The 13731-nt window shown below is 63.2% G+C and carries 14 protein-coding genes, 1 tRNA gene and 1 pseudogene; 7 read left to right on the top strand and 9 right to left on the bottom strand.

Translation table 11 applies throughout. The features are described 5' to 3' along the window. Positions 1 to 18 precede the first annotated feature (18 nt). The 4 genes from ACP2YP_RS09030 to ACP2YP_RS09015 all read left to right on the top strand — a co-directional run bounded on the left by ACP2YP_RS09030 (position 19) and on the right by ACP2YP_RS09015 (position 1782). Positions 19 to 94, top strand: a tRNA-Ile gene (locus tag ACP2YP_RS09030). Between the two features lie 109 nt (positions 95 to 203). Then, entirely contained in the window at positions 204 to 350 is a 147-nt protein-coding gene (locus ACP2YP_RS09025) for a hypothetical protein (protein WP_426423751.1), read from the top strand. Then, complete coding sequence (locus ACP2YP_RS09020) at positions 347 to 970, top strand: hypothetical protein (protein ID WP_426423749.1); 624 nt, start codon at positions 347 to 349, stop codon at positions 968 to 970. The genes ACP2YP_RS09025 and ACP2YP_RS09020 overlap by 4 nt, the downstream gene beginning before the upstream one ends. Then, positions 967 to 1782: a hypothetical protein gene (locus ACP2YP_RS09015; protein ID WP_426423748.1), complete on the top strand. Its 816-nt coding sequence runs from the start codon at positions 967 to 969 to the stop codon at positions 1780 to 1782. The genes ACP2YP_RS09020 and ACP2YP_RS09015 overlap by 4 nt, the downstream gene beginning before the upstream one ends. Before the next feature lie 229 nt (positions 1783 to 2011). Here the strand turns inward: ACP2YP_RS09015 and ACP2YP_RS09010 are convergent, their stop codons facing one another. From ACP2YP_RS09010 to ACP2YP_RS08995, 4 genes and pseudogenes are all read right to left on the bottom strand, one after another. After that, positions 2012 to 2770 (bottom strand): SDR family oxidoreductase, encoded by a 759-nt coding sequence (locus ACP2YP_RS09010; protein WP_426423746.1) that lies wholly within the window; start codon positions 2768 to 2770, stop codon positions 2012 to 2014. A gap of 153 nt (positions 2771 to 2923) precedes the next feature. After that, a pseudogene (locus ACP2YP_RS09005) lies at positions 2924 to 3100 on the bottom strand (integrase core domain-containing protein); the annotation flags it as partial. A 92-nt stretch (positions 3101 to 3192) separates the two neighbouring features. Next, complete coding sequence (locus ACP2YP_RS09000) at positions 3193 to 4083, bottom strand: sigma-70 family RNA polymerase sigma factor (RefSeq protein ID WP_426423744.1); 891 nt, start codon at positions 4081 to 4083, stop codon at positions 3193 to 3195. 38 nt (positions 4084 to 4121) lie between these two features. Beyond that, the gene (locus ACP2YP_RS08995) at positions 4122 to 4430 is read right to left on the bottom strand and encodes a hypothetical protein (protein ID WP_426426085.1); all 309 of its coding nucleotides are present in this window, start codon (positions 4428 to 4430) and stop codon (positions 4122 to 4124) included. 170 nt (positions 4431 to 4600) lie between these two features. Here ACP2YP_RS08995 and ACP2YP_RS08990 point away from each other — a divergent pair, with 170 nt between their 5' ends. Continuing rightward, positions 4601 to 6007, top strand: a complete 1407-nt coding sequence (locus ACP2YP_RS08990) for a DHA2 family efflux MFS transporter permease subunit (RefSeq protein ID WP_426423743.1) — start codon at positions 4601 to 4603, stop codon at positions 6005 to 6007. 111 nt (positions 6008 to 6118) lie between these two features. On the opposite strand, the gene ACP2YP_RS08985 is transcribed toward ACP2YP_RS08990, so the two are convergent. Next, the gene (locus ACP2YP_RS08985; protein WP_426423742.1) at positions 6119 to 7054 is read right to left on the bottom strand and encodes a LysR substrate-binding domain-containing protein; all 936 of its coding nucleotides are present in this window, start codon (positions 7052 to 7054) and stop codon (positions 6119 to 6121) included. 145 nt (positions 7055 to 7199) lie between these two features. Here ACP2YP_RS08985 and ACP2YP_RS08980 point away from each other — a divergent pair, with 145 nt between their 5' ends. Then, entirely contained in the window at positions 7200 to 8231 is a 1032-nt protein-coding gene (locus ACP2YP_RS08980) for a YeiH family protein (protein ID WP_426426084.1), read from the top strand. A gap of 235 nt (positions 8232 to 8466) precedes the next feature. On the opposite strand, the gene ACP2YP_RS08975 is transcribed toward ACP2YP_RS08980, so the two are convergent. Then, positions 8467 to 9027 carry a DUF1697 domain-containing protein gene (locus ACP2YP_RS08975; RefSeq protein ID WP_426423741.1) on the bottom strand — a complete coding sequence of 187 codons (561 nt, stop codon included), beginning with the start codon at positions 9025 to 9027 and terminating at the stop codon, positions 8467 to 8469. A 322-nt stretch (positions 9028 to 9349) separates the two neighbouring features. Between ACP2YP_RS08975 and ACP2YP_RS08970 the strand changes: the two genes are divergently transcribed. Continuing rightward, the gene (locus ACP2YP_RS08970) at positions 9350 to 10852 is read left to right on the top strand and encodes a tetratricopeptide repeat protein (protein ID WP_426423739.1); all 1503 of its coding nucleotides are present in this window, start codon (positions 9350 to 9352) and stop codon (positions 10850 to 10852) included. Here ACP2YP_RS08970 and ACP2YP_RS08965 read toward each other — a convergent pair. From ACP2YP_RS08965 to ACP2YP_RS08955, 3 genes are all read right to left on the bottom strand, one after another. Continuing rightward, positions 10849 to 11646: an adenylate/guanylate cyclase domain-containing protein gene (locus ACP2YP_RS08965; protein WP_426423737.1), complete on the bottom strand. Its 798-nt coding sequence runs from the start codon at positions 11644 to 11646 to the stop codon at positions 10849 to 10851. The genes ACP2YP_RS08970 and ACP2YP_RS08965 overlap by 4 nt on opposite strands. A 95-nt stretch (positions 11647 to 11741) precedes the next feature. Then, positions 11742 to 12950: an adenylate/guanylate cyclase domain-containing protein gene (locus ACP2YP_RS08960; protein ID WP_426423735.1), complete on the bottom strand. Its 1209-nt coding sequence runs from the start codon at positions 12948 to 12950 to the stop codon at positions 11742 to 11744. A gap of 115 nt (positions 12951 to 13065) precedes the next feature. Next, positions 13066 to 13650: a HutD/Ves family protein gene (locus ACP2YP_RS08955; RefSeq protein ID WP_426423733.1), complete on the bottom strand. Its 585-nt coding sequence runs from the start codon at positions 13648 to 13650 to the stop codon at positions 13066 to 13068. Positions 13651 to 13731: the final 81 nt, after the last annotated feature.

Below are 13731 nucleotides of genomic sequence, written 5' to 3'. Positions count from 1 at the left end.
CGCGGCCGTCTCGCGGCGGGGCCTGTAGCTCAATGGTTAGAGCCGGCCGCTCATAACGGTCTGGTTGCAGGTTCGAGTCCTGCCGGGCCCACCAATTGGGTCAATGATTTAGAGGGAATTTCGGCCGGCTTCAAAAAGCGCCGCCTCAGATATTGCCACAGGTACGCTACTCATTTTGTTCTTCATTTGAACCGGAGACACGCATGGTCGCCAAGGAAATACGACTGGTGAAATATGCCGAAGGGCGCCTATACGCCGGTCCGGAAGCAGCCGCTCGCAAACTCGTCGAGCTCGCGGCCAGCATCGAGCCAATTCAGGACGGCCGCATATTCGTAGGGAGTTCGTTTTGACCGACAGGCAGCAGGAGGACCACGGCGTCGAGGCGATCGGCAAGCTCATCGAGGTACTTCAGCCCCTGAGCCCCGAAACTCGCGCCAACGTCCTGCAATTCGTCTTTAAGGCTTTGAATATCACAATGGCTGGAGAGGCGCCGGCAGCACCAGCGGCGCCCGCCTTCACGCCCGCGCCTCCGGGCGCGGCGCCCGCTCATATCTCTGCACCCGTCCGTCAGCCGCCCGCGCCGCCGGCAGGCGCGTTGACCGACCTTCGATCACTCAAGGAGCAAAAGCAGCCAAAGACCGTGAACCAGATGGTCGCGATCATGGCGTACTACCTCGCGCACTTGGCACCGGACGGGGAGCGTCGCGACCACATCACACCCGTGGACATTGCCCGATATTTCCCCCAAGCCGGCTTCGAGCTCCCGACCGGACCGCCCGCCCAAACCTTGCTCAATGCCAAAAATGGCGGCTACCTCGAACAAATCGCGACCGGCCAGTACAAGCTCAATCCCGTGGGCCATAACCTTGTCACCCACCGCCTGCCGCGAGGCGAAGGTAACTCATTGGTTGGCAGTGGCCGGCGTCGGGCTGTGAAGAAGGGGGCAAAGAAGAAGAAGGCCCGGAAGTGACCGTCCATCCGGCCGAGCAATGGCGCGAGCTCTGCGACGCGTTCAAGACCTACAGCGAACACCTGAACAAGGTGTCGTCCGTGCATGTGAACTCGCAGGCTCTCCACAACGAAACGCGCGCTGTCGCGCAAATTTACTTCCGCGGCGTGCGGCATACATTGCAACAACTCTCACTCACTGAGATCGCCGATCAGCTCACTCTGCACTTCGAGGCGCTTATCACGCTCGCTGAGGGGCGGAATAACACGAGTTCGTACAAGAAGCACGTGACCGCCGTTCGCCGGCTCATTCCGAAAGTCACCAGCCAAATCGAGATACAGGCGGGAGGACCATATAACCCCGTCAGCTCATCCGAAAACGATCAGAAAATCCTCGCCACCCTCTACGACCTTGTCCCATCATCCGCCCTCTCCTACGAGCAGGCGCTCAAGGATATGGCGGTTACTGATCGTGTTTCGTGGCGCGGCGCAGCCCACGAGCTTAGAGAAGCGCTCCGCGAGGTGCTCGACCGCTTCGCATCCGTCGAAGACATGGAGAAGGCAAACGTCAAGAAGGAAAAGAACCAGCGCGGCGACGATATCTACACGATGAAGCAGAAGGTCCGCTTCATCCTGAAGAACCGCGAAAAGAACGCGACCGAGAGCGCCGTACCTGAAAACGCCGTCAATATGGTGGAAGAAGTGATCGCCTCAATGACCCGATCGACCTACGACCGCGGCTCCCTCTCGGCGCATCAGGAGCGCGGCAAAAAGGAGTGCCAGCAGCTGAAGCGATATGTGGATGTCGTTCTACACGAATTGCTCGAAATCTGAGTCGCCTTCTTCCTCCGAACTTAAGGGTGCGAGGAACCGCCTGTTTGCGCTGACTCTGCTATTACGGTGCACTAAATGCCAGGGGATTACGGTGACAGTGCACTCAATGCGAGGGCTCGAAAAGCCGATCGATCTCGAAAAGCCGATCGATTAAGTGCACTGTCACCGTAATTCCGAGCGTCTCGTCCCTCATGGGGAACCTCCTGAACAGCGCCACCCAGTCCCTGCGTCAGCTAACGGCGGCGACGCCGTCCGGCGTGACCGTGAAGATCGAGCCCGCGTCCGTCGGCGAATTTATCACCAGGTCGAAGACCGCCCGAGCCACATCCGCCGGAAACAGCCGCGCGCCCATGTTCGCAATGAACGCCTCCGTCGAGACGCCAAGATGCTGGGCATGGCCGCTCACCGCGGCCTGCCCGAGATCCGTCTCCGGCATGATGCGGGTTGGGACAAGCGCGATGAAGCGGATGCCGAGTTCGCGACGATCCGATTCAGCCTGGCAGTACTTGGCAAGGAACATCTGCATGCGTTTGGCGCCGGCGTAGCCGCCCGAGATCGGCGACCCTCCGAGGCCGGCGCCGCTAGAGACGATCACCACGACCGAGCCCGGCGTCAGCGGCCTGCGCAGCGCCTCGCGGCAGAACAGGAAGGTCATCTTGGTGTCGACTTCCCAATTGACCGCGAATTGCGCCCAGGTGAGCTCGGAGGTCCAGGCGCTGGTCGGGGGCATGGCGCCGCCGCAGATGACCAATACGTCGGGCTGAGCGGCCTGAAAGACCGTTGACGGCGCCGATTCCGATGCGGCATCCAGCGCCAGGGTATCGATCCCCCGCTCAGTGAGGCTGGCCAGGCCGCGCTCGCCCCGGGCGACCGCCAAAGCCCGCGCGCCCTCGGTGGTCGCACGCTCGACGATCTCGCGGCCGACGCCGCGGCTTGCTCCCAGGACAACCACGCGCTTGCCCTGCAGCAGTGCATTTCCCGACGACATGGTTCAGATCTCCTCAGAAGTCGTTGTCGATGTGTAGACTGTCGGCAGCGGAAAACTCATCGGTCCGCCGCGCAGTTTTTTCCAGTCGGGCCGCCCCCGGTCGGCAGCCCTCGCCTCAGTGCAGGTAGACTTCGATCTGGATCTTATTAGTGGCTAAGCATGCGCCGAGTGGAGCCTGACGTAGTTGTAGTCGAGCCGCCAGCGTTCGATCACGGCCCGGGCCTCGGCCAGTTTGGCGAAGACTTCCTCGTTCAGGCACTCGTCGCGCAGCTTGCCGTTGAAGCTCTCGACGAAGCCGTTCTGCTGCGGCTTGCCGACGAGCAACAACCGGTGCCCCCACGTCACACCCCTCCGGGCGAGGATGAATGCGGCCTTCTTTCCGTTCAGGTACGGCCGATGGGTCGATAGTTGCGCTCATCCACTCACCCTCCATCCACCACGCACTCCGCACCATCGATGACGTACGCCGCGTGACGAAAATCCCTGATGGTGGCGAGCTTGTCGGCTGACCAGTTCAGCAGCATGAAATATTTCGGCCGCCCGTTCGGGTCATTCGGATCGAACACCAGGATCGCGGGACGTCCCTCGACCTGCCCCGTCACCAGGTGCCAGTCGCTGACCTTCGAATAATTGCCGAAGTAATTCGACACCTCGGCCTTGCCTTTCAGCCTGGTGCGATTGACGAGCTCGAGCCTGACGTCATCGGCGATCATGGCGCGGATCGCGTTGAAGTCGCGGGCATTGAAATGGTCAACATAGGCGTTGAGCCGTGTCCGATCGGCTTCCGACAGGCCCGGCTGCGGCACATCGTCAGGCTGCTGCGCCAACTCACGCAGCTGCGTGCGCCCACGATGCAGCGCGGCTTTCACCGCCGGCAGGCTGAAGTCCATGATGTCGCAGACCTCGGCAAGCGAGCAGCCGAGCACGTCCATCAGGATCACGCTGGATCTCTGCGCCGTCGGCAGCCGCATAAAGGTGCGCAGGCTGGTTGCAGCGATCTGGCGGCTTTCCACATCATCGAGCTGGTCGGCGATCATGTCCACCTCCTCAGCCGAACGCTGCGCCTCCTGCCGGTTGCGGCGGCGCAGGAAATCCAGCGCGGTGTTGTGGGCGATGCGGAACAGCCAGCCCTCGGGATTGACGATGGGCGCGACCGATTGCGGCGCCTCCATCGCCTTGATCAGCGCATCCTGCAGCACATCCTCACCGTCGATGACCGAGCCGACCATGCGCGCACAGTAGCGATGCAATTTCGGTCGCATCCGCGCCAGCAGGGCCTCGATATCGATGGTGGCCAGCGGGTCTGGCGCCATTGCTCCTCCGTCTCGCCTATCCAGACTCGCTCGCCTGTTCAGGACTCGTCCAGCATACGATAGTTGCCGACGATCCTCACATCACGAACCAGCGGCGGCTCGGCGCAGCGGTCGCGGATGCCGTCCTGAAACGCCTGAAATGCCTTCAGTTTCGGGATCGGGCTCGAGCCGTCCTCGGCCGCAGCCTCGACAAGATGGATGAAGGTGTCGTCCTCCAGGCGCAGCGTCAGATAGCGTACGCCGTCCGGCCCGGCCGCCTTCAATTCAGCAAATACGGCCGAAACCAGCTCGGCGTTCCGATCAGCCAGCTCCGGCTTGGCCTTGTATCTGATCAATGTCCTTCTCATCGCGCGCTCCTTGCTCATGTTGCGACCAGCTCACCCCCCAGGACGTTTGCCAGCCGGCGAAGGATGCGGCCCGGAGAAAATTATTTCTGGGCGCATCCTTTGCCCCGACGGCCTCGTCTCACCCGCAGAACGCGCCGCGACAGGGTGGCGCGACACACGGAGAGAGGGCGATGCAGACCCCGACCAATCGCGCCGAGCGGAACTGGGTGCTTGGCGTCACCGCGCTGGCATCCTTCATGATGGCGCTGGACGCCATGATCATTACGACGGCATTCGCGGCCATCCGTACCGAATTCGGCAGTCCGGTCGAGACACTTCAATGGACCGTCAACGCCTTCAACCTGACCTTTGCCGTGCTGCTCCTGACCGGCGCGGCGCTCGGCGACCGGTTCGGGCGCCGCCGCATGTTCGCGGCCGGGATCGCCCTGTTCGTCGTTGCATCAGCGGCCTGTGCACTCGCAAGCAATGCCACCGCGCTGATCGCCGCCCGCGCGCTGCAGGGCGCCGGCGCCGCGCTGGTGATGCCGCTGGCGATGGCGATCCTGAGCGGCACGTTCGGCCGGGAGGAGCGCGCCCGGGCGCTCGGCATTTTCAGCGGCATCACCGGCTGCGCGCTGATCATCGGCCCCGCCATCGGCGGCTTCATCACCGAACATTTCGGCTGGCGATGGGTGTTCTGGATCAACCTGCCGATCGGCCTGATCGCGATCGGGCTGGTGCTGGCACGCTTGCGCGAAAGCTTCGGACCGGCTGCCGCATTGGACATCCCCGGACTATTGCTCGTCGCCCTCGCGGCGCTGGCGCTGGTCTGGAGCCTGTTGCGCGGCAACGCTGTGGGGTGGGCGAGCGCCGAGGTCATCGGCACGCTGATGTCAGGCCTGGTGTTCGCAGCCTGCTTCGTGCTCTGGGAATTGCGCGTCGCCGCGCCGATGGTGCCGATGCGACTGTTTGCATCGCGCGCGCTGGCGTCCGGCATGTCCGCAAGCGTCTTGTTCTACGCTGCGATGTATGGCGTGTTGTTCCTGTTGCCGCAGTTCCTCCAGACTACGCTGGGCTTCGACGCCTTCGGCGCCGGACTTCGCTTGCTGCCGTGGACAGCGACGCTGTTCATCACCGCCCCGGTCGCCGGCGCGGTCGTCAACAGATTCGGCGAGCGGCCGCTGGTGGTGACGGGATTGCTGATGCAGGCGATCGGCCTTGGCTGGATCGCTGAGATCGTGAGCCCCTCCGTTCCCTATTCCGCGCTGGTCGCGCCGTTGGTGCTGGCTGGCGTCGGCGTCTCGATGGCGATGCCAGCCGCGCAGAACGCCGTCCTGAGCTCGGTCGCGGTGGCCGAAATGGGCAAGGCGTCCGGCGTCTTCAACATGGGCCGCTTCCTTGGCGGCATGTTCGGCATCGCAGCGTTGGTGGCGGACTTCGCGGCCAATGGCGGGGTCGATTCGGCGGCGCATTTCGAGCGCGGATTTACAGCGGCGATGGGCCTCGCCGCAACGCTGTCATTGGCCGGCGCGGTCGCGGGGTTCTTCCTGCCGGCACGGCGACCGACCGTCGGCGCAGCCGCGCCACAAGATGCGTGACGCTCATAGGGCATTACGGTGACAGTGCGCTAAACTCTTCGTCCGGCGCTACTGCGACACTCAATTGCCTCGCTCGGATCGGGGCCGAAACTGCCTCGCTCGCCCGCGTGTCTAGATTCGGTTCTTTGTCGATCGTGTTTTGACGGCGCGAGCCGATTGCGGCCCTGCCGGTCGATCAAAAGTTTTCAGCAGAGCATCGGCGACGCGACTTCGATAGCGTTGGCTGTGCTGAAGAACATGAAACTCGCGCTGAGGCAGCTTGAATGGGACGTGGCACAATAAGCCATTCTCAATGCTCGCGGCCACCACCGAGGCAGAAAGCGCCGTCGCCCCGAGTCCCGCTTCGACGGCGGCCCTGACCGCCTCGTTTGAAGGTAACTCCATAACAACCCGCAATCGTTCAGGTGGGACCCCAAATCGCTTCAAGGCCTGCTCGAAAACTGACCTCGTGCCCGATCCTGGTTCGCGGAGCACCCACTCACTCTCGAGGAGAGCAGCGGCGCTGGGTATCTTGCCCCTTGCCCAAGGGTGTTCGGGGCTGACGATAAGGACCATCTGGTCCAGAGCCACGCGCGTGCTCAGGAGCTTCTCCTTCTCTATCGCCCCTTCAACGAAGCCCAACTCCGCGGCGCCGGTCTCGACCGCTTCAGCGGCCTGCGCGGTGTTGCCAATCGTCAGGCGGATATCGAGACGCGGATGAACTCGACGAAATGCGACCAGGTGACGTGGCAGCCAGTAGCTCGCGATAGTTTGGCTTGCTTGAACCGTCAGCGTGCCGCGCTCAAGATTTCCAAACTCGCTCAGAGCCAGTTCAGCTCGATCGACCTGTGCCAGGATCGCTCGTGCTTCGGCAAGAAACACGCTTCCGGCTTCGGTGAGCTCGATACGACGTCCTATCCGATCAAAGAGCTTCGCATTGTGGCGCGCCTCCAGAGCGGCGATGGCGTGGCTGGCCGCCGACTGCGCCAGATTAAGCGCTCGGGCAGCTTGGGTCACATGCTGGCGCTCGGCGACGGCGACGAAAATACGGAGCTGCTCCAGCGTCATGGCAATGCCCTTATCTATCTCAAAACGAGATCATACTGAGACATAACATCTATTGGAATGATTGTTTGCGGGCTCGTATCTTTTTCTCAGGATTTCGAGAAACCGAACTTGCAAGGAGGCCGCCTTGAACACGTATATCCAAAAGATGCCCGTACGCCGGTTCGATCATGACGCGCGCGGCCAACATAAGCCTGCGACGGTGTGGCCTGGCCTTGTCTTGACCGCCGCGATCGCCGGCGCCGGCTTCGCCTTGCGTGAAATTCCGGGTCTCAGGCTGTTCAGCCCGATGATTCTGTCGATCATGACCGGTATCGTCTTCCACAATGTCATCGGCACGCCAGTTCGCGCCAAGACGGGCGTCGTCTTCTCTCTGCGTCGCATCCTGCGACTTGCCATCATCCTGCTGGGACTGCAGCTTACGGCGCAGGAGGTGGTCGATGTCGGGGGGAAAGGGATCGCCGTCATTGCATTGACGCTGGTCGGCACGTTCCTCTTCACCACATGGGTCGGCCGCCTGATTGGCGTTGACCGAAAGCTCACCCAGCTCATAGCGGCAGGCACGTCGATCTGCGGCGCGTCAGCGGTGATCGCAACCAACACGGTTACCCAGGCCCATGACGAGGATGTGGCCTACGCTGTCGCCTGCGTCACGGTCTTCGGTTCCGTCGCCATGCTCGCTTATCCGCTGCTCCCGGCCGTCCTTCACCTCGATCCGCACGCCTTCGGGCTCTGGAGCGGCGCCTCTATTCACGAAATCGCCCAGGTGGTGGCGGCTGCATTTCAGGACGGCAGGCAGGCTGGCGAATTCGCAACGATCGCCAAACTATCACGCGTGATGATGCTGGCTCCCACGGTGATTGTGCTGGGTCTCATGGCCTCTCGCCGGGCAAGCCGGCATGGTCACGTACACAGCCAAGCCAAGCCGGCTCTGCCCTGGTTCGTCCTCGGGTTTGTCGCCCTTGTGGGCGTCAACAGCGTCGTGACCATTCCTCACGAGGCGCGAAGTGTGATCGTCCTGGCGACCACCTTCCTCCTGTCCATGGCGCTGGCCGCCATGGGCCTCGAGACGGACATAGCGAAGCTCAAAGCGAAAGGGGTGGCTCCGTTCATTCTGGGTTTGTCGTCTTTCGTCTTCATCGCCGGCTTCAGCTTGCTGCTGGTGAAAGTCTTGACATGACCGAAACACGTTATCACCCCCGCCCCAAGGAGAATCCAATGAAGAAACTCATTACGTGGGTTACGCTGGGGTTACGGTGACAGTGCATTAAATTACTCCGGTCGACCTCGCAGATTGGGGGCTTATGGGCTACTTGAGTGCACTGTCACCGTAATACCCGTAATACCCGTAATACCCGTAATACCAGGGGAATGGTCCGCGAGCGCTCCATTTGCCCCAATGATCGATTTTATTTTCAATCCGCGAGGCCGGATCGGGCCGGAGTCACCGCCTCCCCGATTCGTCTCAGCGTATTCGTGTTGCGCAACGTGCCGACGCCGTTCAGGCGCCCCGCGCCTAACGCCGAAAGCAAACGCGATCGCGCTGGATCGCCGGTAAAATGGATCCAGAGATCACCACCTGCGACGGCAATTCGTTCATCGCTGATGTAGCGCGTCAGGGCGTTTTCGCCGCCTTTCGGGATTGGATCGCGCATCACACGAACGGCGACCCTTGCCGGATCAGCGCTCGCTTCAGCACGAAACGGGTTTGCGCGCAGCAGGAGTCGCCACGCGTCAGCGTTGCGAACGATAATCGCGATATGTTTGCCGAACCGGACCTTGAAGGCCGCTTCGAGATTTTTTTCCAACTCGCAAATCGACGCCTTGTCGCTCTCAAAAGTCAGATTTCCCGTCGCGCCGATGGTCCTGGGGTTATGGAGGCCGAGGCCTTGCGCCATGGCACGCAGCTCGGCCATCGCCAATCGCCGGCCGAGCGGAAGAACCACGCTGTAAAGCAGGGCCACGTAGGTCGTCATCGTTGGATGGCTCTCGTCTTCGGTCGGCTGTCCTGACCAGCAGTATCTTTCACAAGATCAAGTATCATATGGGGTGCAGTCCAGCACTGTCACTGCAAACTCCCTGAACGAAGTCGCCAAGACCGAGATCGATTTCCCGATCGTGCGTCACGCGGACGCGGCGTGAGGCAGGCCTGAGCGGGAGCCCCTTCGGGCTCCGGCTTGGGCACGGAAATGCTCACCCCGCGCCAAGCCCCGCACCAGCCTCGCACCGGAGACTGCTTCAATGGGCCCCTCCGATCGCGCTCGGTAGACCCGCAAGCACATCTTCTCTGGTCACCTCATGAACCGTCAAGAACGCCGGGCCGCGGCCAGACAATCGCAGAAGATCGCGCCGCAAAATCTGGCGGCCGCCAAGAGTCTCGAGGCTGCGAAGCAGGGCCAGGCGCTGTTCAATCTCGGCCGGTATGCCGAAGCCCTTGACTACTTCAACGTATTCGCAAAGCTCAATCCGAATGTCGCGCCGCTCTATCAGACGCGCGGGCTTTGCCTGCAGCGGCTGGGCCGGTTCGAGGAGGCGCAGGCCGACTTCGAGCGGTCGATAGCGCTGAACCCCACTGAGGCCGAGACACACAAGAACCTCGGCACGCTTCATGCGAGATTTGGCCGGATGGAGCAGGCCTTCGCGAGCTTCGATCGCGCGCTCGCGCTCCGTCCGAATTTTACCGCGGCGCTCAACGAAAAGGCGCGGGCGCTGTGGAGCCTGCAATTGCTGGACGAGGCCTTTGCGGCCTTTCGCCAATCGCGGGCCCTCGAGCCCGGCAATGCGGACACGATCTGGAATCTCGCGCTGCTGCAGATGCTGACCGGAGATTTCGAGCGGGGCTTGCCGGGGCGCGAGGCGCGGTGGAAGGCGTCGTCGCTCGGCCTCGCCGATCGCGGATTTACCCAACCCCTTTGGCTTCCCGACCAGCCGCTCGAAGGCAAGACCATCCTGCTGCATGCCGACGAGGCGCTCGGCGATTCCATTCAGTTTGCTCGCTATGTGCCCTTCGTGGCCGCGCTCGGTGCGCAGGTCATCCTGGAGGTCAAGCCTGCGGTCCAGCGGCTGCTGGCCGCCGTGCCCGGCGTCGCACATTGTATCGACCGATCGTCGACGCCGTCGCTCGCGTTCGACCTGCACTGCCCGCTTGGCAGCCTGCCGCTGGCGTTCGGGACCCGGCTCGACACGATCCCGTTCGCGGAAGGCTTTCTTCCTGCGCCGCCGGCGGCGCGCGTGAAGGCGTGGCAAGACCGACTTGAACACCGGCTTGAAGACCGGCCTGGTCCCCGCACCCGCTTCCGCGTCGGCCTGGTCTGGTCTGGAGATCCCGGTCACAACAACGATCACAACCGGTCGATATCCCTGCGCGCGCTTGCGCCGCTGCTGGATTGCGACGTCCAGTTCGTCTCCTTGCAAAAAGGCATCAGGGATCAGGACCGCGCCTTCCTCAGCGAGCGCTCTGATATCGTCGACCTGACGGAGCAGCTCACCGATTTCAGCGAGACGGCGGCGCTGGTCTCCTGTCTCGATCTGGTGATTTCGGTCGACACCAGCGTCGTGCACCTCGCCGGCGCGCTGGGGGCGCCGGTCTGGACCATGTTGCCTTTCAATCCGGATTGGCGCTGGCTGCTCAACCGCGACGACAGCCCGTGGTATCGGTCGATGAGGCTGTTCAGGCAGCCGAAGCGAGGCGACTGGGCCAGTGTCGTAGACAACGTTCGCCGCGGGTTGGAGACCCTGGTGTCCGCGCGGCGCAGCCACGACAAGGCGAACGACGAGCCGGTACCTGCTCTCGCACCCTAACCTTCAACCCGATACAGCCGCCACCGCGCCGGCACGCCCTTGAGCTGGTGGCTGCCGTGATCCCTGAGGCTAATCTGGGATTGTGCCGCGAGCAGGTCCTTCACCGCACGCGAGACCAAGACCTCGCCCGCGCGGGCTTTCGCGGCGACGCGGGTGCAGATGTGGAAGGCGAGACCGACCATCTCGCCGCCGCTGATCGTGTATTCGCCCGCGTGCAGGCCAACCCTGATATCGAGGCCGAGCGTGCGCACGGCCTCTCGAATCGCGGTCGCGCAATTGATGCCGGCGGCCGGCGCCTTGAAGGTGGCGAGCACGCCGTCGCCGGTCGTCACGACTTCCTTGCCGCGCGAGGACTTCAGCTCTTTGCGGACCGCCGCGTAATAGAGGCCCATCACCTTGGTCCAGCGCGCATCGCCGAGCTTTGCCGCTTTGGCCGTGGAGCCGACGATGTCGACGATCAGGATCGTGGCGAGCGCCTGCTTGAGATCGGCGCTTCCGTCGGCGGATTTGCGCGGGGTCGCGATGGCGCCGGTCAGCGGCTCATAATCATGGCTGCGCCGCCGCGCGATCGCGGATTTGGTATAGTCCTGGGCGCGCTGCGCGGTGCCGCAGCGGATCGTTTTCTCCTGCGGCAGGCGCGTCCAGTAAACCTTGCGTCCCTTGCCGGCGCCCTGCACCTCGACGGCGCCCCATTTCAGGAACACCGCCGAGCCGACCCGCCGCACGCACCACGCCTTCGACGTATATCCCGACACGTTCGACTGATGCAGGCCGATGCGAAGAAATTTGGGCATGAGTGTGCAGCCAAACGCTGGACGGGCGGAGCTGACGTGGAGCGTAATTGGACGCCCACGCCTTGGCAACAGCACGCGCGCACGCAGCGCGGCCGTTACGTCCCTGCGCCCGGCTGAAACGCAAATAGCTCGATCGGCTCGCTGAAACCGCGCACGGCGTGCTGGCCGACCCGCTCGAGCTCGAACTCCGGCGTCACCAGCTCGGCAAAATCGCGCGACAGCAGCACCGGCTTGCCGATCTGCTTGGTGAGCGCCTCGAGGCGCGAGGCCATGTTGACGGCGGGACCGATCACAGTGAAATCGAGCCGGGTGGTGGATCCGATATTGCCGTACATGACGTCGCCGACATGGACGCCGATGCCGTAGTTCAGCGGCGCGCGGCCCGTGCCGTTGTTCCGCTTGTTCAGCGCGGCCATGGCCTGCCGGGCCTCGGTGACGGCGCGCAGCAGATTGGCGCAGGCGTTGGGCCGGTCGAGCGGGAAGATCGCCAGCAGGCCGTCGCCGATGAATTTCAGGATCTCGCCGCCATGCCGCGCGATCGGGTCGGACATCGCGTCGAAATAATCGTTGAGGAGATCGATCACGTCGTCGCGCGGCCAGTTGTCGGAGATTTTCGTGAAATCGCGCAGGTCGCAGATCATGATCGCGGCGTGGACCGTCGTGCCGGTGCCGCGACGCGTGGCGCCGGCGAGGATCAGCTCGCCGGCATGGGCGCCGACATAGGTCTCCAGCAGCGTGCGCGCCAGGCGATTCTTGACGCGGATCTCGCTGACCAGCGCCAGCACCGGCAACAATTTCTTCAACGCGGCGATATGCGAATCGTCGAAGCCGCCGCGGCGATCGGTTGCGAAGGTGACGAGATGCTGCTTGCCGAGCGTGTGGTAGAGCGGCCAGGCGACATAGTCGGTCAGGCCCTTCGCCCGCATCTCGTCATAGAGCGCGTGCTTGCGGCCGAGCGCCGGGTCTCGCTCGAGATTCTCGCGGACTTCAGCGGCGCCGCTCTGGATTTCGTTGGCGGAGCTGCCGATATATTCGGACCGCTCCCTGACATCGAAATCGACCCGCGCGATCTCGGCCTCGCGCATGCCGTCGGACCACATGAAGCGGGCGCCAAGCCATTGCGGGTGCTGGATCAGGATATGAAGCGTCGACCGCTTGAGCGGGATGCCGGCTTCCTGAAGGCGGTTGCACATCTCGGCAAAGATGTTGTCGATGAAGCGTTCGCCGCGCGTGCCGTTGGTCAGCCAATCGACCACGGCGTCGCTGCCGGAATGGATCAATTCATCGTTTCGCGGCGCGTTCATTATCGGCCTCTGGGCGGCGGTCTGCATCCCGGACATATCGTGTTGCAGCGCGGCCGCGTCAACCTAGCCAGTTGCATGGATTGTGCGCATCGCCCTGGTTGCGCCGGATCGCTGCTCAACCGACGATTTTGATCGAGCCCAGCACGGCCAGCCCCGAAACCAGCGCGAGCGTCGAGGCCGCGGTCAATTCGACCTTCAACGTGTTTTCGTGCGAAATCGCAAATTCCTCACCGTCGAGACGGATTCTGCAGTCGCCGCGCGCCGCGTAGATCAGATGCGTGCCGGCAGACAGTGGCCGGTCACCCGGCTCCTTGAGTGCCAGGAGTTCGATCTCAACCGCACCGCGCCGCGCCATCAGATTGACGACCTCGACCGGGCCGGCCTCGAGCTCGGTGACGATCTCCATCTCGCCGGTGAAGCGCACGGTCGTGAACGGCTCGCGCTCGTCGAATTCCTGCCCCGGCGCTTTCAGCACCAGCCCGCGTCCGCCGATCACCATCTGCAAGCGGTCGATGCCGGACATGTGCGAGAACGGCCCCGGCGCCACGATCGGCGTGGCGGCGAAGCGCCACAGCAGGCTGTCCCAGTCCTTCACCTCTGCGCCCGGCCGATGCGCATCCGCGATATCGGTAAAGATGCCGCCGCCGTTCTTCCAGGGCGAGCGGGTGTAGTGTTCGGATTTCAACAGCGTGGTTTTCATGTGCACGGGCGTCCGGTGGTGGATCACCCGCGCATCATTAATCGTCTTGCGCCTTGGCGTCGAGGTTCAGCCTGGTGCTCA

Source organism: Bradyrhizobium genosp. A (genome assembly GCF_049949275.1).
GTDB lineage: Bacteria > Pseudomonadota > Alphaproteobacteria > Rhizobiales > Xanthobacteraceae > Bradyrhizobium.
This window is presented reverse-complemented; position numbering and strand designations above follow the sequence as displayed.

Coding starts and splice junctions, on each gene's coding strand:
- ACP2YP_RS08970 (WP_426423739.1), top strand. CDS start 9,350: ATGAACCGTCAAGAACGCCGGGCCGCGGCCAGACAATCGCAGAAGATC.
- ACP2YP_RS08990 (WP_426423743.1), top strand. CDS start 4,601: ATGCAGACCCCGACCAATCGCGCCGAGCGGAACTGGGTGCTTGGCGTC.
- ACP2YP_RS08960 (WP_426423735.1), bottom strand. CDS start 12,950: ATGAACGCGCCGCGAAACGATGAATTGATCCATTCCGGCAGCGACGCC.
- ACP2YP_RS08975 (WP_426423741.1), bottom strand. CDS start 9,027: ATGACGACCTACGTGGCCCTGCTTTACAGCGTGGTTCTTCCGCTCGGC.
- ACP2YP_RS08980 (WP_426426084.1), top strand. CDS start 7,200: ATGCCCGTACGCCGGTTCGATCATGACGCGCGCGGCCAACATAAGCCT.
- ACP2YP_RS09025 (WP_426423751.1), top strand. CDS start 204: ATGGTCGCCAAGGAAATACGACTGGTGAAATATGCCGAAGGGCGCCTA.
- ACP2YP_RS08965 (WP_426423737.1), bottom strand. CDS start 11,646: ATGCCCAAATTTCTTCGCATCGGCCTGCATCAGTCGAACGTGTCGGGA.
- ACP2YP_RS09010 (WP_426423746.1), bottom strand. CDS start 2,770: ATGTCGTCGGGAAATGCACTGCTGCAGGGCAAGCGCGTGGTTGTCCTG.
- ACP2YP_RS08995 (WP_426426085.1), bottom strand. CDS start 4,430: ATGAGAAGGACATTGATCAGATACAAGGCCAAGCCGGAGCTGGCTGAT.
- ACP2YP_RS08955 (WP_426423733.1), bottom strand. CDS start 13,650: ATGAAAACCACGCTGTTGAAATCCGAACACTACACCCGCTCGCCCTGG.
- ACP2YP_RS09000 (WP_426423744.1), bottom strand. CDS start 4,083: ATGGCGCCAGACCCGCTGGCCACCATCGATATCGAGGCCCTGCTGGCG.
- ACP2YP_RS08985 (WP_426423742.1), bottom strand. CDS start 7,054: ATGACGCTGGAGCAGCTCCGTATTTTCGTCGCCGTCGCCGAGCGCCAG.